Below are 21,973 nucleotides of genomic sequence, written 5' to 3'. Positions count from 1 at the left end.
CTGCGTCCGGTATCGACCGGTGCAGATAAGAAAAGCCATCGCGCGACAACCGGCCAGGCGAGTCGCCTCCGATCACCACCGGCCGCACGCGCGAAACGCCAGCCCATCCACGCAGATCCGTCCACAAGGTTCCCCATGCCACTGCCGATCGCATCCTCCGTCGCTGCGCCGTTGCCGCGCGCCATTCGCCAGGCCCTGACCAGCCTGCCCCTGCTCGCTGCGCTGGCGTTGCTGGCGGCGCCGACGTACGCCGCCGACACCGCTGCCGCCGACGACGCACAACGCAAGGCGACCACGCTCGAAGGCGTGCAGGTCACCGCGCCGATCGCCAAGGACAGCGATTCGGTGACCAAGACCGATACGCCGATCGTGGAGATCCCGCAGTCGGTTTCGGTGATCACCGACGAGCAGATGCGCGTGCGCGGCATCCACGGCATCGAGGAAGCGGTGTGGTACACCGCCGGCGCGCAGGGCGGCGGCTACGGCCCCGATTCGCGCAGCGACTGGCTGCTGGTGCGCGGCTTCGCCCCGGCACGCTACATGGACGGGCTGGCCCTGCCGGCCGGCTCGGGCACCGAGCTCACCCGCATCGAGCCGTACGGGCTGGAGCGGCTGGAAGTATTGAAGGGCCCGTCATCGGTGGTCTACGGCGCGATGCCGCCAGGCGGCATGATCAACATGGTCAGCAAGCGCCCAACCGAACAGCCGCTGCATGAAGTGGGTGTCGAGCTCGGCAGTTTCGACCTGCGCCAGGGCACGTTCGATTTCGGCGGCCCGCTGAACGATTCGGGCACGTTGCTGTACCGGCTCACCGGGCTGGCGCGCAACAGCGACACCATGGTCGACTACATCAAGGACGACCGCTACTACCTCGCCCCGGCGCTGACCTGGAAGCCCGACAACAGCACCTCGCTGACCGTGTTGTCGCGCTTCCAGAAGGCCGATACCGCCTCCGGCGGCGGCTTCCTGCCGGCGTCGGGCACCCTGCTATCGAACCCGAACGGCAAGATCCCGCGCCACCGCTTCACCGGCGAGCCGGGCCAGAACGACTACAACAAGAAGATCGCCTCGATCGGCTACGAATTCCACCACGATTTCGCCAGCGGCCTGGCGTTCAACCAGAACCTGCGCTACGGCAAGGCCGACGTCGACAACAACGGCGCCAACGTGGGCGCGTTCGGCCTGCTCGCCGACCAGCGCACCCTGCTGCGCTATCTGTTCCCGAACGAGAACCACACCAAAACCTTCGGCGTCGACAACAACCTGCAGTACACCTTCGGCAGCGGCAACGTGCAGCACGTGGTGCTGGCCGGCATCGACTACCGTCGTTCAAAGGACGACTACGCCTCTGCCTTCGCTTTCAACGCGCCGCCGCTGGACATCTTCGATCCGGTCTACGGCAGCCCGGTGACCGTCCCGGCCTACACCAGCCACACCGTCCAGACGCAGTCGCAGCTGGGCGTGTACCTGCAGGATCAGGTCAAGCTTGGTCGCTGGGGCATCACCATCGGCGGTCGCCAGGACCGCGTGAAGACCGACACCGACAACCGGCTCGGCGGCAGCACCGCGCACCAGACCGACCATGCGTTCTCCGGCCGCATCGGCGTCAACTATCTGTTCGACAACGGACTGGCGCCGTACGTCTCCTGGTCGCATTCGTTCCAGCCCACCGTGGGCACCGACTTCGCCGGCAAGGCGTTCGAACCGACCACCGGCAACCAGTACGAAGCCGGCCTGAAATACCAGCCGGCCGGCGGCAACGGCCTGCTCACCCTGTCCACCTATCAGATCACCCAGAAGAACTCGCTGACGATCGACCCGAACCACACCCTGTACCAGGTGCAGCAGGGCGAAACGCGCCTGCGCGGCGTGGAGCTGGAAGGCCGCTGGAACATCGGCACGAACTTCACCGTCTACGGCGACTACACCTACAGCAACTCGAAGGTCACCCGCAGCAACGACCGGCCCTCGCTGGGCAAGCAGATCGCCTTGCTGCCGAAGCAGCAGGCTTCGCTGGGCGCCGACTACACCATCGTCGGCGGCCCGCTGGCCGGGCTCGGCTTCGGCGGCGGCGTGCGCTACGTGGGCAGCCACTACGGCGACATCTACAACGACTGGAAGACGCCGTCGTACACCCTGCTCGATGCCGCTGTGCACTACGACACGGGCAACTGGCGCTTCCAGCTGAATGTCACGAACCTCACCGACAAGGACTACGTCTCCGTCTGCAACAGCGCCTACTGGTGCTACTACGGCTACGAGCGCACGGTCACCGCCAGCGCGCGTTACCGCTGGTAAGCGCGTGGCTTTCTGGCTGAGCATGGCAGCCGTCGCGATGGCCGCATTGTCCGCCGTTGCGCTGTACGCCGCGTCACCGCATTGCATGTGGAACGCGCTGCGCGGCAGGCCGCGTGTCGCGCGCAACCTCGGCATCGTGCTGGCCATGCTGTCGTTGCTGATCTGGATCGACGTACTCGGCGCCGCCGTCGGATTGTGCGCGATGCTGGCCAGCTGGATGCTGGCGCTGGCCGTGCAGCCGTACCTGGCCTGGTGCGCCGGCACGCCGGACGCCCACGTCACCGCTACGGAGCAGGAGCGATGAACAGACTCCACGCCTCTTGCCGTAGGAACCCGCTGGCGGGCGATGCTCTTCGCTTCGGAAATCCAGGGCAAGGGCATCGCCCGCCAGCGGGTTCCTACGGAAGCGTCGATCTGCCGGAGTCACGCTGATGTGGGCACGCGCCAGCGCCGGCATCGTGCCCGGCTTCTTCCTTGCCGCCGCGCTGGTCGGCATGGTCAGCTGGCTGCTGCCCGGTGCGTGGGAATCCACCATGGTGGCCGGTCTGCTGGCGTTCTTTCCGCTGTGGATCGGCGTGTTCTGCGTCGCGTTCCGCTTCTCCAGCGGCGCTCGCGCGTGGGCCGGGCTGAGCGCGCTGGCGTTGTCCGCGCTGGGCCTGCTGTGGCTGTTGCAGCGGTCCGGCTGGGTCCGTTGAGATCGTCCGCATGAAGCTGAAACCCGCCACCCTGCGCACCTTCACCACGCTGCACTCATGGATGGGCATGGTTGCCGGCTTCGCGCTGTTCGTGGCGTTCTACGCCGGGGCGATCACGGTGTTCCATCGTGGCCTGCAGCAGTGGTCGACGCCGCAGGCCGTCGACGCCGCCCCGGCCACGCTCGACGACGCGCAGCGCCTGCTCGACGGTGTGCTGGCGCGCCACCCGCAAGCGCGCGAACACCTGGGCATGACTTTCCCCGGCTACGAACTGGCGCAGCCCACCGCGTACTGGCTGGACGCGCACGGCACCTGGCAATTCGCCACGCCGGATCACCTGGCCGGCAGCCCGACACCACCGGGCGCCAGCCTGCCCGAACTCATCAACGAACTGCACTACACCTTGGGGCTTCCTCTCGTCGGTACCTGGCTGATGGGACTGGTCAGCCTGCTGTACGGCGTCGCCCTGGTGTCCGGCTTCGTGATCCACCTGCCGCGACTGGCCAAGGACCTGTTCGCGCTGCGCCCCGGACGCAACCTCAAGCGCTTCTGGCAGGACGCGCACAACGTGATCGGCGTGCTCAGCCTGCCGTTCCACATCATGTTCGCGGTTACCGGCGCACTGCTGTGCCTGCTGTTCGTGCTGATGCTCGCGCTGAACCCGCTGATCTACGACAGCAAGCTGATGGCCGCGTCGCCCGCAGCGATGGATACCGCACCGATTGTGCAGAAAGCCGATATCGCCAGGCCCCTGTCGCCACTGGCGAGCTGGCATGCGCGCTCGATCGAAGTCGCGCGCGAACACGGCGTCGCCGATTTCGAGCCGGGTTACCTCAAGCTGGCGCATGCCGGCGATGCGCATGCGGTGGTCGAGGTCACCGGCCGTTCGTCGCATGGACTGGGCAGCGGCGCGGTGGCGCTCGCTGCCGTCGACGGCAGCATGCTCGCCACCCAGTTGCCCGGCGCGCGCGACGCCAACCACGCCACCCTGGCCGCGGTGTACGCGCTGCATTTCGGCGACTACGGCAATGTCGTCGTGCAGTGGCTGTACTTTCTGCTCGGGCTGGGCGGCGCGTTCCTGTTCTACTCGGGCAACCTGCTGTGGATCGAGTCGCGGCGCAAGCGGCGGCAAACGGAACAGGGCCGCACCTCGCTGGCGATGGCCCGCGCCACCGTGGGCATCTGCATCGGCGTGTGCGTGGCCGTCTCGGCCGCCTTCGTGGCAGCACAGCTGCTGCCGTGGCTGGGCTGGAACTCGGCAACGGGCGAACGCTGGGTCTGCTTCGCCAGCTGGGCGCTGTGCGTGCTGTGGGCGTCGTGGCGCGCACCGCTGCGCGCGGCGCGGGAACTGCTGTGGCTGGCCGCGATCGTCACCGCGCTGGTGCCGTTGGCGCATGGCCTCGCCACCGGCTGGTGGTTCTGGCGCAGCGCCGCGGTCGGGCATGGCGCGCTGCTGGCCATCGACCTTGGCGCACTGGCGCTGGCTGCCGGGTTTGCCGCACTGGCACGCGCCACCTCCCGCCGTGGCCGCGACGGGGCGACGAACAGCGTGTGGGCCATTTCCGCCCCTCAGCCGTAGGAGCCCGCTGGCAGGCGATGCTTTGGGGCCGGGATTCGGGATTGGTGATTCGGGATTCGCGAAAGCAGAGCATCGCCCGCGAGCGCGCTCCTTGTACGTTGGTCATCAAGGGCGACAAGCGTAAGGTCGTCCCTGCTTTCGGGGAAGACGCGGGCTCCTACACGGCAGGGGTGCGATAGGGCGCCAACAGGGCGGGATCGTCGAACAGCCCCGCCGGCAGCAGGTAGCGCGGGTCACGCCCGGCGGCGAGCAGTTCGCGGACGCGCGTGGCGGAGATTTCCAGCGGCGTCACCGCCAGCTCGATGAGCTTGCCCGCCGGCAACGCCCGCAACGCGGAAGCGTCGGCGACGCGCCGGTCGGCCACTTCGCGCTCCAGCTCGTCCGGCAGTACCGCGGAAACCCCGGGCCGGCTCAGCACGCCGAGATGCGCCGCGCCGAACAGCTCGTGCCAGCGATGCCACGTGGCAAGGCCGGCAAACGCGTCCGCGCCGAGCAGCAGCACCAGCGGGCGTTCGCCCTGCTCCGCGCGCAGTTCGTGCAAGGTGTCGATGGTGAACGATGGCCCGCTGCGATCCAGCTCGCGGGTGTCGAGCGTGAGCCGCGACTGGCCGCGCAAGGCGGCGCACAGGATCGCCACCCGCTGCGCTGCCGTAGCGATCGGTGGCGCGCGGTGCGGCGGCACGCTGGCCGGCAGCAGGCGCACCTCGGCATCGAGCAGTTCGGCGGCTTCCCATGCCACGCTGAGGTGGCCGAGATGCACCGGGTCGAAGGTGCCGCCGAAGATGGCGAGTGGTTTGTTTGCGGTGTGTGGCAAGAGCTTTACCCCTCCCCAGCCCTCCCCTGCTGCGCAGGGGAGGGAGCGATCAGGCGATCAGGCGAGCGCGCGGGTGGCGCGCGGTTCGGCGATGGCGGCGACCAGCCGTTCGGCTTCCTGCCACGGGTTGCCCTGTTCGCGGCCCTTGACCATGCGGTCGATGCGCGCGGCGCGGGCCAGGCATTGCAGCCAGTGCTCGCGCGGCGCACGGCGCAGGGCCTGGCGGAACTGCTGCGCGCGGCTGTCCCACAGGTGCTCGGCCTTGGCCTGCGCGGCGAAGTCCGGCGCATTGGCCAGGCGCAACGCCAGCTGCAGTTGGTTGACCAGCCAGCCCATCAGCGCCAGCAGTTCGTCGCCCTCGGAACGCAGCCCGGCGAGGATGCGCAGCGCACGCGCGCCGTCGCCGGCAAAGGCGGCATCGGTCAGCTTGAACACGTCGTAGCGGGCGCTGTCGGCGACCAGGTTCTCCATCTCGGCGGCATCGACGCGACCCTCGCCGTGCAGCACGGCGAGCTTGTCGACCTCCTGCGCCGCGGCCAGCAGGTTGCCTTCGACGCGCTCGGCCAGCAGCGCCACCGCGTCGGGCGTGGCGGTGAGTCCGCGCGAGGCGAGCCGCGCGCCGAGCCACGCCCCCCACTGGTCCGGTCGCGGCGAGTTGAACACCACCATCGCACCGCTGGCGTCGAGCTTCTTGCTCCAGGCACCGTCGTGCTTGTTGCTCCACTCCATCGCGGTGATCAGCAAGGTGACGTCCGGCGGCGGATCGGCGCAGAACGCGCCGATCGCCTTGGCGCCGTCGATGCCGGGGCGGCCGGTGGGCAGGCGCAGGTCGAGCAGCCGGCGGGTGGCGAACAGCGACATGCCGGCCGCCGCACGGGCCAGGTCGTTCCAATCGAAATGCTGGCCGACCTCGAGCACTTCACGCTCGCTGTAGCCCAGCTTGCGCGCCTGCGCGCGCAGCGCATCGGCGGCTTCCAGCACCAGCAGTTGCTCGCCGGCGAGCAGGTAGACCGGCTGCAGGCTGTCCGCCGCCAGCGCCTTCTGCCATTGGCCGGGACTGAGCGGCATCAGTGCGTGCTGGCGGCGCTTGCCGGTGCGGCCAGCTCATGTTTGCCGACGGCCTGCAGGCGGAACAGGATCGCCTGCACCATGTCGTCGTTGAGGCTGCGCTGGATCTCCTCCACCTGCGATGTGTTGCCGACGGTGTTGCTGGCGTCGTAGCTGTAGTTGCGCGACATATCGATGCGCTGCCGCGGCACCAGTTCCTGCCCGGCGCCATCGAATACGTCGAACTGCACCTGGTAGTGCACCGCGTATTCGGTGATGCGCACGTAGCCGCCGGCGCTCAGCGTCTCGGTGCTGAAAGCCGCCACCGGCACGCGCAGTTCGGCAATGCCGGGGCCGCCGGCATCCTCGATGGTGGCGCCGGAGGTCTGCAGCGCGCGGGCCAGGTGGCGCTCGAACTCGCCGCCGCCGTTGACGGCAAGGTGCACCCGCTGCATCCGGGACGGCAGGGTGGCGTTCTCGCGCAGGTGGAAGCCGCAGCCGCCCAGTACGAGCGTTGCGGCCAGCAGCAGCGAGACCTGGAACAGGCGGTGCGCCTTCATGAAGCTCATGGGTTTCATCCTGCGACGATGTTGACGATCTTGCCGGGTACCACGATGACCTTGCGCACCGTCACGCCTTCCAGGAAGTGCGCCACCTGCGGCTGCGCGCGGGCCAGCGCTTCGGCCTCGTCCTTCGAGGCGCTGGCGGCGACCTCGATGGTAGCGCGCAACTTGCCGTTGACCTGCACCGCCAGGGTCAGCGTGTCGCGCACTAGCGCGGCGGCGTCGACCTGCGGCCAAGGCTGATCCTCCAGCACGGTCTCGGCGTGGCCCAGCACCTGCCACAACGCGTGGCTGACGTGCGGCACGACGGGGTTGAGCAGCAGCACCATCGCCTCCAGCGCCTCGTGGCGCACGGCGCGGCCCTGCTCGCTCTGGTCGTTGAACCGGCCCAGCGCGTTCAAGAGTTCCATCAGCGCGGCGATCGCGGTGTTGAACGCGTGCCGGCGGCCGAAGTCGTCACTGACCTTCTGGATCGTCTCGTGCAGCTGGCGGCGCAGCGCCTTCTGGCCCGCGTCCAGTGCGGCGGGGTCGATGACGCCTGCGGCACCTTCCCCTGCCTGCAGGGGAAGGGAAGCGGGGTGGGCTGCGGCCACGGCTTTGTGATCGGGTCCCGCCGCGTGCGTAGTCACCTCGCGCCACAGCCGCTTGAGGAAGCGCGCCATGCCCTCGACGCCGGCCTCGCTCCATTCCAGCGACTGCTCCGGCGGCGCGGCGAACATCGAGAACAGCCGCACGGTGTCGGCGCCGTACCTGTCCACCATGGTCTGCGGGTCGATGCCGTTGTTCTTCGACTTCGACATCTTCTCGGTGCCGCCGATGTGCACGCTCTGGCCGTCGGCCTTCAGCACCGCGCCGACCACGCGTCCCTTGTCGTCGCGCAGCACCTCGACCGCGGCCGGATTGATCCAGTCCTTCGAGCCGTCGGCGTGGTCGCGGTAGAACGTCTCGGCGATCACCATGCCCTGGCACAAGAGGTTCCGCGCCGGTTCGTCCGAGTGCACCATGCCCGCGTCGCGCAGCAGCTTGTGATAGAAGCGGAAGTACAGCAGGTGCATGATCGCGTGTTCGATGCCGCCGATGTACTGGTCGACCGGCAGCCAGTAGTTCGCGCGTTCGTCGATCTGCGCATTCGCGCCGGGGCTGGTGTAGCGCGCGTAGTACCAGCTCGACTCCATGAAGGTGTCGAAGGTGTCGGTCTCGCGCTCGGCCGGGCCACCGCACTGCGGGCAGGTGGTCTTGCGCCACTCGGGGTCGGCCTTGATCGGCGACTGCACGCCGCTGAACGCCACGTCCTCGGGCAGCACCACCGGCAGCTGATCTTCCGGCACCGGCACCGCGCCGCAGGCGGAACAGTAGATCACCGGGATCGGGCAGCCCCAGTAGCGCTGGCGGCTGACGCCCCAGTCACGCAGACGCCAGTTGACCCGGCGCCGTCCCTTGCCATCGGCCTCGAGCACGCCGGCGATGTAGTCGAAGGCGGCGCGGTAGTCCTTGCCGTCCATCGCCCCGGAGTTCACCACCACCATGCCGGGGTGCGCCTTGTCCGAATACCAGTCGTGCCAGACATCCGGGTCGTAGCCACTCCCCTCTCCCACCGGGAGAGGGGCCGGGGGTGAGGGTTCGGCGTTGCCGCGCGCTCCGCCCGTACCCGCATCCGCCCCATCCTTGATCAAGGATGGGGCACCTTCTCCCAAAGGGGGAAGGGATGGCTGCAGGGCGATCACCTGCCTGATCGGCAGGCCGTACTTGTGCGCGAACGCGAAGTCGCGCTCGTCGTGGCCGGGCACCGCCATCACCGCGCCGGTGCCGTAGCCCATCAGCACGAAGTTGGCCACCCACACCGGCACGCGCTCGCCGCTGAGCGGGTGGATCGCGTACAGGCCGGTGGCCATGCCGCGCTTGTCCTGGGTTTCCAGTTCCGCCTCGGAGACGCCGCCGTGCTTCAGCTCGTCAAGGAACGCGGCCAGCTGCGGGTTGCCGTGCGCCGCCTTGTGCGCCAGCGGATGCTCGCCGGCGATGGAGACGAAGGTGACGCCCATCAGGGTGTCGGGGCGGGTGGTGAACACGGTCAGCGGCGCGGCCTCGCCTTCCACCGCGAAGTGGATCTCCAGACCCTCGCTGCGGCCCAGCCAGTTGCGCTGCATGGTCTTCACCGCGTCGGGCCAGCCCGGCAGCGTGTCCAGGCCGTCCAGCAGCTCCTGCGCGTAGTCGGTGATCTTCAGGAACCACTGCGGGATCTCGCGCTTCTCGACCACCGCGCCGGAGCGCCAGCCGCGGCCGTCGACCACCTGCTCGTTGGCCAGCACGGTGTGGTCGACCGGGTCCCAGTTCACCACCGCGTTCTTGCGGTACGCCAGGCCCTTCTTCAGCAGCCGGGTGAACATCAGCTGTTCCCAGCGGTAGTACTCCGGGCGGCAGGTGGCGAACTCGCGGCTCCAGTCGATCGCGTAGCCCAGCGACTTCAGCTGGCTGCGCATGTGCTCGATGTTGGCGTAGGTCCACTTCGCCGGTGCGGTGGCGTTCTTGATCGCGGCGTTCTCCGCCGGCAGGCCGAACGCGTCCCAGCCCATCGGCTGCAGCACGTTCTTGCCCTGCATGCGCTGGTAGCGGCTGATCACGTCGCCGATGGTGTAGTTGCGCACGTGGCCCATGTGCAGCGCGCCGGACGGGTACGGCAGCATGGAGAGGCAGTAGAACTTCGGCCGCGACGCGTCCTCCTTCACCGCGTAGGCGCGCTGCGCGTTCCAGTAGCGCTGCGCGGCGGCTTCCACCGCCTGCGGGCGATAGGCGGCTTCATCCTGGTCGGGGGTGGTCGGGGTTTGAATGTCCTGCATGGTTCCGTTGCCGTGGTGCGGGCCGGCGCGGGCCGGCGGAGTGAACTGGTCAGACTAGCCCAGCGCAGGCCGGGCGCCAAGCTGGCGGGCCTTCAGCCGCTCGGGCAGACCGCGGCCCGACCGCCGCCAAGCGTGCGCGCCACGCCGGCGATCTGCGCCGCCAGCCGGGCGATCGCGCGCTGGTGGCCCTGCACCAACGCGGCGTAGCCCGGGCCCACCGTCTCGCCGACCCGGCTGGTGCAGGCCAGCGTGACGGGCCGCTCGCCATGCAGCAGGCGCACGCTCCAGGCGGCCTCGACCAGGGCGTAGCTGCCGGGCGCGGAATCGAACCGGCGCAGGTCCAGCTTGATCCGCAGCAGCGGCCTGTCGTTGCCGGGCAGACCGCTGACGTCCGCACTGTGCAGCTCGCGCGCCAGGTCGGCGGACAGCGCGCTGCGCACCTCGTCGCCGAGCGGCGCGATCCAGCGCTCGCTGCCGAGCAGGGCCACGCCCTGGTCGCCCTCGCGCACCACCAGTTGCGGCTGGTCGACCTGGGCCGGCACGCCGACTGGCAGCAGTTCGAACGGCAGCGCTGGCGCGGCCGCCACCGGCGCTACCCGGCTGCCGGCAGACTCGTCCGCCGGCGCAACGAGCGTGTAGTAGTGCAACGGCGCCGAGGCGCAGGCCGCCAGCAGCAGGGCCGCCGCCACGCCCGGCAGATATCTTGCGCTACGCATCATGGCTTGCTCCCTTGCGCCGGCGACAGCGCCGCGGGCGTGGTGACGGGTTTCGGCTCGGCCGGCTTCGGATCCGCTTGACGGCCGCGGACCAGCGCCTCCGGATGGCCGCCCAGGTAATCGGTCAACACGCGCAGCGAGCGCGCCATGCGCTGCAGCTGCTCCAGCGTGGCGCCCAGGTTCTGCTGCAGCGGCGAGTCGCCGGCCAGCGTCTCGTTCGCCGTGCCCATGGTCCGCTGCACGCCGTGCAGGGTGTCGCTGAGCGCTGGCAGGGTCTGGCCGTTGACCTGCTTCAGCGTGCGGTTGAGCCCCACCAGGGTCTGGTCCAGGTTCTGCCCGATGCTGTCGAACGGCACCTTGTCGAGCTTGTCGACGATCCCGGCCATCTGCTCCTGCAGCTTGTCGAAGCTGCCCGTCACGGTCGGGATGGTCAGCGGTTTCGCGGCCGGGTCGAACGCCACCTTCGGCGTCTTCGGGATGAAATCCAGCGCCACATACAGCTGGCCGGTGAGCAGGTTGCCGGTACGCGCCTGCGCGCGCAGGCCGTGTTCGACCAGGTGGCCCATCAGCTGCGACAGGTCGGGGTTCTCCCCATGCGCCTTGGCCAGCGCCTCCAGCTTGTCGTAGGCGGCGCCCAGGCGCTGCGGATAGACCACCGCGCCGACCAGCACCGGGAAGCGCTGCGTCTTCTCGTCGTAGTCCAGCCGCACCGACGCCACCTTGCCGATGTTGATGCCGAGGAACTCCACCGGCGCATCCACCGCCAGCCCGCGCACCGACTGCTCGAAGCGCATGCGGATGTAGTGCGGCGCACCGTCCGGCGGCGCCATCGCCGTGGTCTGGTCGCCGAACAGCTGGTACGCGTTGTCTTCTGGCGCCGGCGTGCTGTCGTGCGGCCCGGGCGGGTCCTGGAACGCCACGCCGCCGGCCAGCACGGTGGCCAGTGATTGCGTGTTGAGCTTCAGCCCGTTCGCGCCGATCGACACGTCCACGCCGCTGGCGTTCCAGAAGCGCGCGGAACGGGTGACGAACTTGTCGTTCGGGCCGTCGACGAAGATGTGCAGCAAGACGCCCTTGCCGTCCTTGTCCAGCTCGTAGGACGCCACCCGGCCCACCTGGATCCGCCGGTAGTACACCGGCGAGCCGATGTCGAGCGAACCGAGATCGTCGCTGTGCAGGGTGAAGCTGCGCCCTGGCGCACCGTGGTTCACCGACGGCGGCAGCTCCAGCCCCTTGAAGTCGTCCTCGTACTCTGTCGAATCGCCCACGTCGGCGCCGATGAACGCGCCCGACAGCAGGGTGTCGATGCCGGACACGCCGCCCAGCCCGATCCGCGGGCGCACCACCCAGAACCGGGTGTCCCGGGTGGCGAAGCCCTCGGCGCTCTTCTCCAGCGCCACGTTGACCAGCACATGGCTGCGGTCGCCGCTCAGGTGGATCTTGTTGACCCGCCCGATCACCACGTTCTTGTACTTCACCGGGGTCTTGCCGGCATCCAGACCCTCGGCGCTCTGGAAGCTGATGGTGATCTGCGGGCCGGCCTGCAGCCAGTTGTTGATCACCAGCGACAGGCCGACCAGCGCCGCCAGCGCCGGCACCAGCCAGATCAGCGAGGCATTGACGCGGCGCCGCCTCACCATCGGTTGCGGCAGCTCGCCGTCACCCGGCGCGGCCCGTTCGATGGAGTTGTCGTCAGTCATCGGTATCCTTGCCATCCCAGATCAGGCGGGGGTCGAAACTCATCGCGGCCAGCATGGTCAGCACCACGGTTAGGCCGAAGAAGATCACACCGGGCAGCGGCTCCACCAGGCTCAGCACGCTGAAACGCACCAGCGCCGTCAGCAAAGCCACCACGAACACATCCAGCATCGACCAGTAGCCGATCAGCTCGACCAGCCGATAGAGTTTTGCACGTTGCACCCGCGCCCAGCCGCTGCCGCGCCAGCTGCTCACCAGCAAGGTGCCCAGCGCGAGGAACTTCAGCATCGGCACCACGATGCTGGCGGTGAACACGATGATCGCCAGGTCCGGCGAGCCCTTCACCCACAGCTCCACCACGCCGCTGATGATGGTGTTGTCGTCGATGTCGTTGAGGCTGGCGGTGCGCATGATCGGCAGCACGTTCGCCGGGATGTACATGATGAACGCGGCGATCAGCAGCGCCCAGGTGCGCGCATAGCTTTGCGGCTTGCGCCGGCGCAGGGTACTGCCGCAGCGCGGGCAGGCCATCGCGTCGCCCACGCTGTCGCCGTCCAGCCGCGGGTCGCCGGGCACGGCGCGGCACACCTGCCCGCACACCGCGCAGGCGATCAGGCCCAGCTCGGCGGCGCGCGGCAGTGCGCTCACGCGGCACGCTCCGGCACGTCGTCCCACAGCTGGCGCAGGTCTACCCCGGCGAGAATGGTGATCAGCAGGGTCAGCGCCGCGTAGGCGTAAATGCCCGGGGCGGGTATCACGTCGAAATAGGCGTGCGCCTTGACGATCGCCACCAGCGCGCCCAGCACGAACACCTCGCTCATCGTCCACGGTCCGAGGTAGTGCAGCGCCACCATCAGCCGCACGAAGCCCGGCGCACGGCGCCCGGCCCGGGCGAACCACAGCAGCCAGCCCAGCATGGCCATCTTCATCAGCGGGAAGAAGAACAGCGTGGCGGCCACCAGCACCGAGACCACCTGGGCCTGCTCACGCCACATCGCGATGATCACGCCCCACAGCGTGGTGCCGCTGAGCTGGCCGCTGAGGCCCAGCGTCACGATCGGCCACATGTTCGCCTGCACGAACACGATCAGCGCGGTGAGGATCAGCGCCAGCAGCGCATTCACGCCCAGCCCGTGGTGGCGCTCCAGCTCCGCCTGGCAGCGCGCGCAGGTTGCCACCTCGCCGCGCCCCAGCGGGCGCCGGCGGTAGACCGTGTCGCAGTGCTCGCAGATCAACAGCGTGGTTGGCGATGCCGTGCCCATGCACCCGATGCCTTGTTGCGACGTGACGATCGGGTGATTCTCGCAAATCTATCGTGAACGCGCCGCTTGATATGCTCGGTGGCGCCCCGATCTGAACCGGCACCTGCCGAGCTGGAGTTTCCCGTGACCGATGCCGCCACTGTTTCCCATGTCTTCGACGTGGACCAGCAGACCTTCGAAGCCGACGTGCTGCAGGCCTCGCTGACCACGCCGGTGCTGGTGGACTTCTGGGCCAGCTGGTGCGGACCGTGCAAGACACTCGGCCCGATGCTGGAAAAACTCGCCGCCGAATACAATGGCGCGTTCCGGCTGGGCAAGGTCGACGTGGACGCGCAGAAGGAACTGGCCGGCATGTTCGGCATCCGCAGCATTCCCACCGTGGTGCTGGTGAAGGACGGTCAGGTGCTCGACGGCTTCACCGGCGCGCTGCCCGAAGGCCAGCTGCGCGAATTCCTGTCGCGCCACGTGCAACCGCTGGAGGCGCCCGCGCCCGCCGCCGAAGAAGTGGCCGTGTCGGAAACACCCGAGCAAGCGATCAACCGGCTGCAGCAGGCGATCGCCGGCGAGCCGAATCGGCCCGAACTGAAACTCGACCTGGCGCTGGCGCTGATGCACGCCGGCAACGTCGCCGCCGCCGCGGTCGAGCTGGCCGCGCTGCCGGCGAACCTCGCCACCGACGCCCGCGCCGTGCGCCTGCGCAACGAACTGGAGCTGGCCCACGCGGCGCGGGACGCGCCGGGCATCGCCGAACTGCAGCAGCGCGTGCAAACCGACCCCGCCGACTGGGCCACCCGCGACCAGCTCGGCGTGCAGCTGCTGTTGCAAGGCGACACCGAAGCCGGCCTGGAACAATTCCTCGCCATCCTGCAGCAAGCCCGCGACTGGAACGACGGCCAGGCGAAGAAACGCCTGCTCGCCGCCTTCGCCACGCTCGACGACGCCGAGTTGGTCAGCCGCTACCGGCGGCGGATGGCGTCGCTGCTGTTCTGATCGTCCCGACGAACCCTGTAGGAGCGCACCCTGTGCGCGATGCTCTTCGTCACGTGACGAAAAGCATCGCGCACAGGGTGCGCTCCTTAGGTCTTGATGTCCGACCTGTCAGGGTCGAGCATTCCCGACTGATCATCGGGGGAACCGGGTGATGCCGATGCGCTCCTTTGGCTTCGAGCCCGTGACGTAGATGCACACCCCGGTTCCGATTTCGCTCATCCAGAAGTTTGAACGGTACCCTCGGCCCGCCACTGGCGTGAGCCTGCACACCTAAGGATCAGCCGGATGAGCATGGTGATCGGAACAAACCATGCGAGGTAAGGCGATGACAAACGTTGTGGGAGTGGATGTGGCCAAGGCCACGTTTGATGTGGCCGTTGGTCTGGCCAAGCCGGGCAAATTCCAGACACGCGCCAAGGTGGCCAATCGTGAAGAAGGCTTCCAGGAGTTGATGACCTGGTTGGACAAGCACGCGCCGGAAGCGGCGGTGTGCATGGAAGCGACGGGGATCTATCACGAGGCACTGGCCATCTTCCTGGTACAGCAAGGCAAGACGGTCTACGTGGCCAATCCGGCGCAAGTAAAGTACTTCGGCAAGAGCCAGCTGACGCGAACCAAGACCGACCGCACAGACGCCAAGCTCATTGCGCAGTTCGCCACCAGTCAGCAGGCCGGCACCCATCCGATGGCGCCGTGGATGCCGCCGACAGCGGCCCAGCGCACCTTGCGCGCGCTGGTCGAACGGCTGGACGATCTCAAGGGCATGGAGCGGATGGAAGCGAACCGACTCGACGTCGCCAATGACGCCGTACGCGACTCGGTGGAAGCGTCGCTCAAGGAACTGCGCAAGCAGATCAAGGCGCTGGAGCAGCGCATCAACAATCACATCGACAAGGATCCCCAGCTGCGCTACGACGCGGCGTTGATGACGTCCATCCCCGGCATCGCCAAGACCACGTCGGCCTCCCTGCTCGCCGCACTGGGCGACCTGCGACGCTTCGACGCGCCGGGCAAGCTGGTCGCCTTCGCCGGCCTCAACCCGGCACGGCGCGAGTCGGGCACGCTCAAGGGACAGGTCCGGATCTCCAAAACCGGTGCCCCCGGCTTGCGCGCCAAACTCTACTTTCCCGCCATCTGCGCCAAGAACCACAACCCCGTGGTTCGTGCCTTCTGCGAACGGTTGCTCGCACGCGGGAAGCTCCCCATCGTGACCGTGTGTGCCGCCATGCGGAAGCTCCTGCACCTAGTCTGGGGCGTCATCCATACCAACTCGCTGTTTGATCCTGACTACCCCAGACACCGCCTCGTTGCCTCTGCGCACGCATCACCTGGATGCTCGCTTGCATAACGCGGAACGAGACGGTATCTACACGTGTCGCCAATCCATACCATTGCGTACGCTCGGGTAAGATTTCCATTCCGATCCGACGAGCCTTCCCATGCGCGCCTCCACCCTCCGCCGCCTGCTCAACCTGTGGCCGCCCTACCTGTGCAGCGGCATCCGCGTGCTGACGCTCAGCGACGACTACACCGAGGCCAAGGTGGCGCTGCGGCTGCGCCCGTGGAACCGCAACTACGTGAAGAGCCAGTTCGGCGGCAGTCTGTTCGCCATGGTCGACCCGTTCTGGATGCTGCTGGCGATGCACCGGCTCGGCAGCGACTACTACGTGTGGGACAAGGCCGGCGCAATCGACTTCGTGGCGCCGGGCTACGAGGACGTCTACGCGCACTTCAAGCTCGAGGCCAGCGTGGTCGACGAACTGCGCGCCGCCGCGGCCAGCGGCGACAAGGTGCTGCGCTGGTTCGAGACCGAGGTGACCACCGCTTCAGGCGAGGTTATCGCCCGCGTGCGCAAACAGCTCTACGTGCGGCTGAAGCCGCGGGCGCGCTGAGCGCCAGCTTCGCGCACGGCGCGGGGGCGCGAAGCTGACGCGCGTGGCTGCCTGTATCAGCCCACGACCCGCCCGTTGTGCTTCTTGCGGTAGATGCCGCGGCTGTTGCGGTTGTCGACGCGCTGGATGTGGCGTTGCTCGTGCGGCCCCACCTGGCCGTCGCGGGCGGCACGCTGCTCGACCTGCGCGGCGTGCGCCTGGCGCCCTTCCAGCTGAGCGGTCTCGTACGCGGTCAGCGCGCCGGACTGCACACCGTGCTCGATGCGCGCCTGCTGGTGCACGTCGCGCGCAACGTCGCGCTGCAGGCGCTCGGACGAGCGCGACTGCGGGTTGCCGCTGACGCCGTTGTGCCGCTCGGCGCGGATGGCCTGGCTCTGGCGGTCCTGCGCCGCCGCGAGGCGCGCCTGCTCGCCCACATTCAGACTGCCGTCGCGCAGCGCGTGCGCCTGCAGGCGATCCACCTGCGCCTGGCCCCGCTCCAGCCGTGCCGCCTCGGCCGTGCTCAGCTGGCCGGACTTCAACCCCTGTTCGATGCGCTGCTGCTGATTGACGTCACGCTGGGTGCCATCGGCCGTGCTCTGCGCCGCGGCCGTCACCGCGCCGCCCAGGCCGATGCCGACGACGGCCGCGGCCACCAGCCACCTGCTGTGCAAGCTGTTCATGGTGCTCCCTCCTCACGCCGCCACCGTGGCGGGTTGAGGGCAACAAACGATGCGGCCCTCGTCAGGATGACGCTCGTCGCCTGCACGGATTCAGCCGGCGGTTATCTGCCGCGCCCACTCACTCGCGCTCGAAGCGGGCGATCTCTGCCAACGCGATTTCAGCCTTGCGGATCGCGCTGCCGGCGAAGTTGTTTCCCACTGGCGAGAAGCCCGCCTTGCCCCTCCCCCTGCGCGCAGGGGGAGGTTGGGAGGGGGTAGCTCCGTGCAAGGCAAGAGCACCCCACCCCAGCCCTCCCCTGTCAGCAGGGGAGGGAGCAACGGCATCCGCGCGTCCCTTGACCCCTCCCCCACACGAGCCATCCGCATAATCCCCGCAACGAGCCTACGGACTCCGCCCATGACCCTGGCCGACACCCTGCTGCAACGCGCCCGGCATCTCGCCCCGGGCAGCTTCGCGCTGGTGATGGCCACCGGCATCGTCTCCATCGACACCAGTCAGCACGGCCTGCCGTGGGTGGCGCGGGCGTTGTTCGCATTCAACCTGCTCGCCTTCGCCTGGCTGCTCGCGCTGAGCCTGCTGCGCCTGGCGCGGTTCCGCCGCGAGCTGGTGACCGACTTCACCCACCCCGGCCGCGGCGCCGGCTTCCTCACCTTCGCCGCCGCCAGCTGCGTGCTGGGCAGCCAGTGCCTGCTGGTGGTGCATTGGCCGTGGGCGGCGCGCGCGCTGGCGGTGCTCGGCGCGCTGGCATGGGCGCTGCTGACCTACCTGTTCCTCGCCGCCGCGATCACCACGCGAATCAAGCCCGGCTTCACCCGCAGCATCCACGGCGGCTGGCTGGTGGCGGTGGTAGCCACCCAGGCGCTGGCCACGCTGCTGACCCTGCTCGCCGCCGACCGGCCTGCGGCGCACACCGGCGTGCTGTTCGGCGCACTGTGCCTGTACCTGCTCGGCGCCGCGCTGTACCTGCTGATCATCACGCTGGTGGTGTACCGCATGCTGTTCTTTCCACTGCGCGCACGTGAGTTCACTCCGCCGTACTGGATCGACATGGGCGCACTGGCCATCACCACCCTCGCCGGCAGCCTGTTCGTGCTGCATGCGCCGGCGGTCGGGCCGCTGCGCGAACTGGTGCCGTTCGTGAAAGGCTTCACCCTGTTCTTCTGGGCCACCGCGACGTGGTGGATCCCGCTGCTGGTGCTGCTGGAAATCTGGCGCCACGGCCGGCGCCACGTGCCGCTGCGCTACGAAACCGACGACTGGGACATCGTGTTCCCAATCGGCATGTACACCGTGGGCACCTATGCGCTGGCGCAGGCGCTGCAACTGGACTTCCTGCGCGTGATTCCTGCCGTCGGCATCTACGTCAGCCTACTGGTGTGGGTGCTGGTGGCTGGCGGGGCGTTGCTGCGCGGGTATCGCGGTTTTCGCGTCGATGGGCGGCGGCGTCTGCCGCGGTGACGTTGCGCGCATCTTCACCTTGTAGGCGACTTCAGGCGCGATGCTTTTGGCTGTTGCGGCGTATGGGGAGAAGAGCTGCCAGAGCAAGAGCATCGCCCGCGAGCGGGCTCCTACCAGGAGCGGAGCTGCGGGGCGTGGATCAGGACGCTGGCGCGGAAAGGGCTGCGCGCTCGCGAAAGCCGGCAAGACCATCGCACCGCCGGCCTCGCCTACAATGCCGGGAATCGCCACCCACGGACCACCCCATGCCCCGCCTGCGCGTCAAACGCTACTTGATCACCGGCCTGCTCACCTTCCTCCCGCTGTGGGTGACCTGGCTGGTGTTCAAGTTCGTGCTGGGGCTGCTGGCCGGCATCGGCGCGCCGCTGGTGGCCGCGCTGCTGAACGGGCTGGCGCTGGTGGCGCCGCATGCGGCCGAGTCACTGAAGATGGAGTGGCTGACCTTCATCGTCGCCCTGCTGCTGACGCTGGTGGCGCTGTACCTGCTCGGTTTCGTGGCGAACCGGGTGATCGGCCAGCGTTTCCTCGACGCGTTCGATTCCCTGCTTGCGCGCATCCCCCTGGTGCAGACGATCTACGGCGGCACCAAGAAACTGATGGCGGTGCTGCAGAACAAGCCCTCGGGCGTGCAGCGTGTGGTGCTGGTGGATTTTCCGCGCCAGGGCATGAAGGTGGTGGGCTTTGTCACCCGGGTGATGGTGGAGGAAGGCAGCGGCCGCGAGATGGCGGCGGTGTACATCCCCACCACGCCGAACCCCACCGGCGGCTATCTGGAAGTGGTGCCGCTGGACGAACTCACGCCGACCGACTGGACCATGGACCAGGCGATGGCTTTCATCATCTCCGGCGGTGCGGTGGCGCCGGATACGTTGCCCGCTTCGCCGCGCCTGTCTGCCGACTAACGTGTAGGAGCGCGCTCGCGCGCGATGCTTTTTCGGGGCCTCCGGCAAAGGGCATCGCGCGCCAGCGCGCTCCTACAGCTGCACGACGCCCCTGCCTTCGCCGCCGACAGCCGCGCCCGGCTGATGTACTTCTTCGAGCGCTCGCCGTGGTACGCCGCGCAAACCGTGGGCGCCTACCCGGTATTGCGTCTGGACGCCGCGCAGCTGCGGCAGCTGCCGGCACCGCAGCACTCGCCCCGGCGGACGCCACGACCCTGACCTTTGACACTGGGTCACCCATGACGTTTGGCCTAGTGTGAGCGGCCATGCCCGCGTCCCTGGGGGGGGGGCCGACGGCGCGACCAGACGACACCACTCATCACCCACAGAGGGATATCCATGACCAAGCAGTATCTGAAGCCGCTGGCGCTGGCGCTGGCCGTAAGCGTGGCCCTGTCGCTGAGCGCCTGCGGCAAGCAGGAGCCGGCGGGCAACGCGCCGGCATCGGCCAGCACCGCCCCGGCCGCCGCCAGCACCACGGCCGCCGCCAACCCCGGCAAGGGCATTTTCGACGTCAGCGAGCTGGATCCGGCCATCAACGCCTGCCAGGACTTCAACGGCTTCGTCAACGCCAAGTGGGTTGCCGCCAACCCGATCCCGGCCGACCGCACCCGCTGGGGCGCGTTCGACCAGCTGGCCGAGTCCAGCCTGAACACCCAGCACGCCATCGTCGAGAAGGCTGCCAAGGATGCCGCCACGGCCCAGGCCGGCTCGATCGAGCAGAAGATCGGCTACCTGTTCCAGTCCGGCATGGACGAGGCGGCCATCGAGAAAGCCGGCTTCGACCCGATCAAGCCCAAGCTTGACGCAATCGCCGGTCTGAAGAACGGCGCCGACGTGGCCAGCTACATCACCAAGAGCTACGTCGATGGTGACGGTCTGGTGTTCCACTTCGAGTCCGACCCCGACTTCCAGCACGCCGACATGCAGATCGCCTATGCGTTCGAGGACGGCCTGGGTCTGCCGACCAAGGACTACTACAGCGACGCCAAGTACAAGGACATCCGCGACGCCTACGTCGCCTACATCGCCAAGGCGCTGGAGCTGACCGGCGTGGCCGAAGCCGACGCGAAGAAGCAGGCCGACGACGTGCTGGCGTTCGAAACCCGGCTGGCCGCCGCCTCGCTGTCGCCGGTCGAGGCGCGCAAGCCGGAGAATCAGTACCACTTCGTCAGCATCAAGGACGCCGACAAGGCCACCCCGCATTTCAGCTGGGACAAGTTCTTCGCCGCCCAGGGCGTGACCATCGACAAGGGTTTCTCGCTGTCGCAGCCGAAGTTCTTCGCCGAGTTCGACCAGCAACTGGCCAAGGCGCCGATCGCCCGGTGGCAGGCCTACCTGCGCTTCCACACCATTGACGACGCCTCGCCGTACCTGAGCAAGAATTTCCAGGACAACAAGTTCGCGTTCTACGGCAAGACCCTGTCCGGCCAGCCGGAACAGAAGGCGCGCTGGAAGCGCGTGCTCGGCACCGTCAACGGCTCGATGGGCCAGGCCTTGGGCCAGCTCTACGTGGCCGAGGTGTTCAAGCCCGAGGCCAAGGCCCGTGCGCAGGAACTGGTCGACAACGTGCGCAATGCGCTGAAGACGCGCATCGAGAACCTCGACTGGATGAGCGCCGAGACCAAGGCCAAGGCGATCGCCAAGTGGAATACCTTCCTGCCGAAGATCGGCTACCCGGACAAGTGGCGCGACTGGTCCGGCCTGAACATCACCAGCGACAATTACTACGCCAACGTGCAGGCGGCAGTGAAGTTCAACTACGACTACGACATCGCCAAGATCGGCAAGCCGACCGACCGCGAGGAATGGGGCATGACCCCGCAGACGGTCAACGCCTACTACAAACCGAGCGACAACACGATCAACTTCCCGGCCGCGATCCTGCAGCCGCCGTTCTTCAATGCCAACGCCGACGACGGCATCAACTACGGCGGCATCGGCGCGGTGATCGGCCACGAGGCCAGCCACGGCTTCGACGACGAGGGCAGCCAGTTCGACGGCGCCGGCAACAACGTCAACTGGTGGACCAAGGACGACCGCGCCAAGTTCGATGCGCGCACCGACAAGCTGGTCGCCCAGTTCGATGCCTATACGCCGATCAAGGACCAGCCGGACCTGCACGTCAACGGCAAGCTGACCCTGGGCGAGAACATCGGCGACCTCGGCGGCCTGAACGCGGCCTACGACGCGCTGCAGGCCGCGCTGAAGAAGAACCCCGACGAAGCCGGCAAGAAGATCGACGGCTACACCCAGGATCAGCGCTTCTTCCTGAACTGGGCGCGGGTGTGGCGTGGTTCCATCCGTGAGAAGCAGGCGGTGCTGCAACTCAACGTCGACCCGCACGCCCCGGCCTCGCTGCGCGCCATCGGTGCGCCGTCGAACATGCCGACCTTCGCCAGCGCGTTCCAGTGCAAGCCGGGCGACGCGATGGTGCGGGCGGACGACAAGCAGGTGAAGATCTGGTGAGTCTGCGGCCGCCACGGCATCTGCCGTGGCGGCCAGCTTGCCAGCCCGGAAACG

General features: G+C 68.3%; 20 protein-coding genes. 11 read left to right on the top strand and 9 right to left on the bottom strand.

Translation table 11 applies throughout. From position 1 onward, the window contains the following. Window positions 1–135 precede the first annotated feature (135 nt). The 4 genes from LRK53_RS07205 to LRK53_RS07190 all read left to right on the top strand — a co-directional run bounded on the left by LRK53_RS07205 (window position 136) and on the right by LRK53_RS07190 (window position 4,572). Window positions 136–2,298, top strand: a complete 2,163-nt coding sequence (locus tag LRK53_RS07205; protein WP_027493551.1) for a TonB-dependent siderophore receptor — start codon at window positions 136–138, stop codon at window positions 2,296–2,298. Window positions 2,299–2,302: 4 nt separating this feature from the next. After that, window positions 2,303–2,602, top strand: coding sequence for a hypothetical protein (locus LRK53_RS07200; RefSeq protein ID WP_027493550.1), 300 nt, complete (start codon window positions 2,303–2,305; stop codon window positions 2,600–2,602). A 127-nt stretch (window positions 2,603–2,729) separates the two neighbouring features. Next, window positions 2,730–2,993, top strand: coding sequence for a hypothetical protein (locus LRK53_RS07195; RefSeq protein WP_027493549.1), 264 nt, complete (start codon window positions 2,730–2,732; stop codon window positions 2,991–2,993). 10 nt (window positions 2,994–3,003) lie between these two features. After that, a complete protein-coding gene (locus tag LRK53_RS07190) occupies window positions 3,004–4,572 on the top strand; it encodes a PepSY-associated TM helix domain-containing protein (RefSeq protein WP_027493548.1) in 1,569 nt (522 codons plus the stop codon). 157 nt (window positions 4,573–4,729) lie between these two features. Here LRK53_RS07190 and nadD read toward each other — a convergent pair whose 3' ends face one another. The 8 genes from nadD to LRK53_RS07150 all read right to left on the bottom strand — a co-directional run bounded on the left by nadD (window position 4,730) and on the right by LRK53_RS07150 (window position 13,506). After that, on the bottom strand, window positions 4,730–5,386 hold the full coding sequence (gene nadD, locus LRK53_RS07185) for a nicotinate-nucleotide adenylyltransferase (protein ID WP_027493547.1): 657 nt from the start codon (window positions 5,384–5,386) through the stop codon (window positions 4,730–4,732). A 57-nt stretch (window positions 5,387–5,443) separates the two neighbouring features. Continuing rightward, a complete protein-coding gene (gene holA / locus LRK53_RS07180) occupies window positions 5,444–6,454 on the bottom strand; it encodes a DNA polymerase III subunit delta (RefSeq protein ID WP_027493546.1) in 1,011 nt (336 codons plus the stop codon). After that, entirely contained in the window at window positions 6,454–7,002 is a 549-nt protein-coding gene (locus tag LRK53_RS07175) for an LPS-assembly lipoprotein LptE (protein WP_027493545.1), read from the bottom strand. The genes holA and LRK53_RS07175 overlap by 1 nt, the downstream gene beginning before the upstream one ends. Window positions 7,003–7,007: 5 nt before the next feature. Then, a complete protein-coding gene (gene leuS / locus LRK53_RS07170; protein ID WP_235642590.1) occupies window positions 7,008–9,830 on the bottom strand; it encodes a leucine--tRNA ligase in 2,823 nt (940 codons plus the stop codon). A 92-nt stretch (window positions 9,831–9,922) separates the two neighbouring features. Continuing rightward, window positions 9,923–10,549 carry a PqiC family protein gene (locus tag LRK53_RS07165; protein WP_027493544.1) on the bottom strand — a complete coding sequence of 209 codons (627 nt, stop codon included), beginning with the start codon at window positions 10,547–10,549 and terminating at the stop codon, window positions 9,923–9,925. Beyond that, window positions 10,546–12,246, bottom strand: a complete 1,701-nt coding sequence (locus tag LRK53_RS07160) for a PqiB family protein (protein ID WP_027493543.1) — start codon at window positions 12,244–12,246, stop codon at window positions 10,546–10,548. The genes LRK53_RS07165 and LRK53_RS07160 overlap by 4 nt, the downstream gene beginning before the upstream one ends. After that, window positions 12,239–12,892 (bottom strand): paraquat-inducible protein A, encoded by a 654-nt coding sequence (locus LRK53_RS07155; RefSeq protein ID WP_027493542.1) that lies wholly within the window; start codon window positions 12,890–12,892, stop codon window positions 12,239–12,241. The genes LRK53_RS07160 and LRK53_RS07155 overlap by 8 nt, the downstream gene beginning before the upstream one ends. After that, window positions 12,889–13,506 carry a paraquat-inducible protein A gene (locus LRK53_RS07150; protein ID WP_027493541.1) on the bottom strand — a complete coding sequence of 206 codons (618 nt, stop codon included), beginning with the start codon at window positions 13,504–13,506 and terminating at the stop codon, window positions 12,889–12,891. Before LRK53_RS07150 ends, LRK53_RS07155 begins: the two co-directional genes overlap by 4 nt. 123 nt (window positions 13,507–13,629) lie before the next feature. Between LRK53_RS07150 and trxA the strand changes: the two genes are divergently transcribed. The 3 genes from trxA (at window position 13,630) to LRK53_RS07135 (ending at window position 16,388) form a co-directional block, all read left to right on the top strand. Then, window positions 13,630–14,496 (top strand): thioredoxin, encoded by an 867-nt coding sequence (gene trxA / locus LRK53_RS07145; RefSeq protein WP_027493540.1) that lies wholly within the window; start codon window positions 13,630–13,632, stop codon window positions 14,494–14,496. 325 nt (window positions 14,497–14,821) lie between these two features. Then, window positions 14,822–15,844: an IS110 family RNA-guided transposase gene (locus tag LRK53_RS07140; RefSeq protein WP_081666535.1), complete on the top strand. Its 1,023-nt coding sequence runs from the start codon at window positions 14,822–14,824 to the stop codon at window positions 15,842–15,844. A 91-nt stretch (window positions 15,845–15,935) separates the two neighbouring features. After that, window positions 15,936–16,388, top strand: coding sequence for a DUF4442 domain-containing protein (locus LRK53_RS07135; protein WP_027493563.1), 453 nt, complete (start codon window positions 15,936–15,938; stop codon window positions 16,386–16,388). Window positions 16,389–16,444: 56 nt separating this feature from the next. On the opposite strand, the gene LRK53_RS07130 is transcribed toward LRK53_RS07135, so the two are convergent. Beyond that, window positions 16,445–17,050, bottom strand: a complete 606-nt coding sequence (locus tag LRK53_RS07130; protein ID WP_027493564.1) for a hypothetical protein — start codon at window positions 17,048–17,050, stop codon at window positions 16,445–16,447. A gap of 397 nt (window positions 17,051–17,447) precedes the next feature. On the opposite strand from LRK53_RS07130, the gene LRK53_RS07125 reads away from it, so the two are divergent. The 4 genes from LRK53_RS07125 (at window position 17,448) to LRK53_RS07110 (ending at window position 21,919) form a co-directional block, all read left to right on the top strand. Continuing rightward, complete coding sequence (locus tag LRK53_RS07125; RefSeq protein WP_037090229.1) at window positions 17,448–18,509, top strand: tellurite resistance/C4-dicarboxylate transporter family protein; 1,062 nt, start codon at window positions 17,448–17,450, stop codon at window positions 18,507–18,509. 245 nt (window positions 18,510–18,754) lie between these two features. Beyond that, window positions 18,755–19,411: a DUF502 domain-containing protein gene (locus LRK53_RS07120; protein ID WP_027493565.1), complete on the top strand. Its 657-nt coding sequence runs from the start codon at window positions 18,755–18,757 to the stop codon at window positions 19,409–19,411. A gap of 24 nt (window positions 19,412–19,435) precedes the next feature. Next, window positions 19,436–19,669, top strand: coding sequence for a hypothetical protein (locus LRK53_RS07115; protein ID WP_027493566.1), 234 nt, complete (start codon window positions 19,436–19,438; stop codon window positions 19,667–19,669). 120 nt (window positions 19,670–19,789) lie between these two features. Then, window positions 19,790–21,919: a M13 family metallopeptidase gene (locus LRK53_RS07110; protein WP_027493567.1), complete on the top strand. Its 2,130-nt coding sequence runs from the start codon at window positions 19,790–19,792 to the stop codon at window positions 21,917–21,919. Window positions 21,920–21,973 lie beyond the last annotated feature (54 nt).

The sequence above is a fragment of the Rhodanobacter thiooxydans genome, assembly GCF_021545845.1.
In the GTDB taxonomy this organism is placed as follows: domain Bacteria; phylum Pseudomonadota; class Gammaproteobacteria; order Xanthomonadales; family Rhodanobacteraceae; genus Rhodanobacter.
Note: the sequence above shows the minus strand (reverse complement) of the source record. Positions and strands in the feature narration are given on the sequence as shown.

Bases quoted from the DNA above. Each gene is read 5' to 3' on its own strand.
- LRK53_RS07205 (WP_027493551.1), top strand. From the start codon at position 136: ATGCCACTGCCGATCGCATCCTCCGTCGCTGCGCCGTTGCCGCGCGCC.
- LRK53_RS07195 (WP_027493549.1), top strand. From the start codon at position 2,730: ATGTGGGCACGCGCCAGCGCCGGCATCGTGCCCGGCTTCTTCCTTGCC.
- LRK53_RS07190 (WP_027493548.1), top strand. From the start codon at position 3,004: ATGAAGCTGAAACCCGCCACCCTGCGCACCTTCACCACGCTGCACTCA.
- holA (WP_027493546.1), bottom strand. From the start codon at position 6,454: ATGCCGCTCAGTCCCGGCCAATGGCAGAAGGCGCTGGCGGCGGACAGC.
- LRK53_RS07175 (WP_027493545.1), bottom strand. From the start codon at position 7,002: ATGAGCTTCATGAAGGCGCACCGCCTGTTCCAGGTCTCGCTGCTGCTG.
- leuS (WP_235642590.1), bottom strand. From the start codon at position 9,830: ATGCAGGACATTCAAACCCCGACCACCCCCGACCAGGATGAAGCCGCC.
- LRK53_RS07165 (WP_027493544.1), bottom strand. From the start codon at position 10,549: ATGATGCGTAGCGCAAGATATCTGCCGGGCGTGGCGGCGGCCCTGCTG.
- LRK53_RS07160 (WP_027493543.1), bottom strand. From the start codon at position 12,246: ATGACTGACGACAACTCCATCGAACGGGCCGCGCCGGGTGACGGCGAG.
- LRK53_RS07150 (WP_027493541.1), bottom strand. From the start codon at position 13,506: ATGGGCACGGCATCGCCAACCACGCTGTTGATCTGCGAGCACTGCGAC.
- LRK53_RS07140 (WP_081666535.1), top strand. From the start codon at position 14,822: ATGACAAACGTTGTGGGAGTGGATGTGGCCAAGGCCACGTTTGATGTG.
- LRK53_RS07135 (WP_027493563.1), top strand. From the start codon at position 15,936: ATGCGCGCCTCCACCCTCCGCCGCCTGCTCAACCTGTGGCCGCCCTAC.
- LRK53_RS07130 (WP_027493564.1), bottom strand. From the start codon at position 17,050: ATGAACAGCTTGCACAGCAGGTGGCTGGTGGCCGCGGCCGTCGTCGGC.
- LRK53_RS07125 (WP_037090229.1), top strand. From the start codon at position 17,448: ATGACCCTGGCCGACACCCTGCTGCAACGCGCCCGGCATCTCGCCCCG.
- LRK53_RS07120 (WP_027493565.1), top strand. From the start codon at position 18,755: ATGCCCCGCCTGCGCGTCAAACGCTACTTGATCACCGGCCTGCTCACC.
- LRK53_RS07115 (WP_027493566.1), top strand. From the start codon at position 19,436: ATGCTTTTTCGGGGCCTCCGGCAAAGGGCATCGCGCGCCAGCGCGCTC.
- LRK53_RS07110 (WP_027493567.1), top strand. From the start codon at position 19,790: ATGACCAAGCAGTATCTGAAGCCGCTGGCGCTGGCGCTGGCCGTAAGC.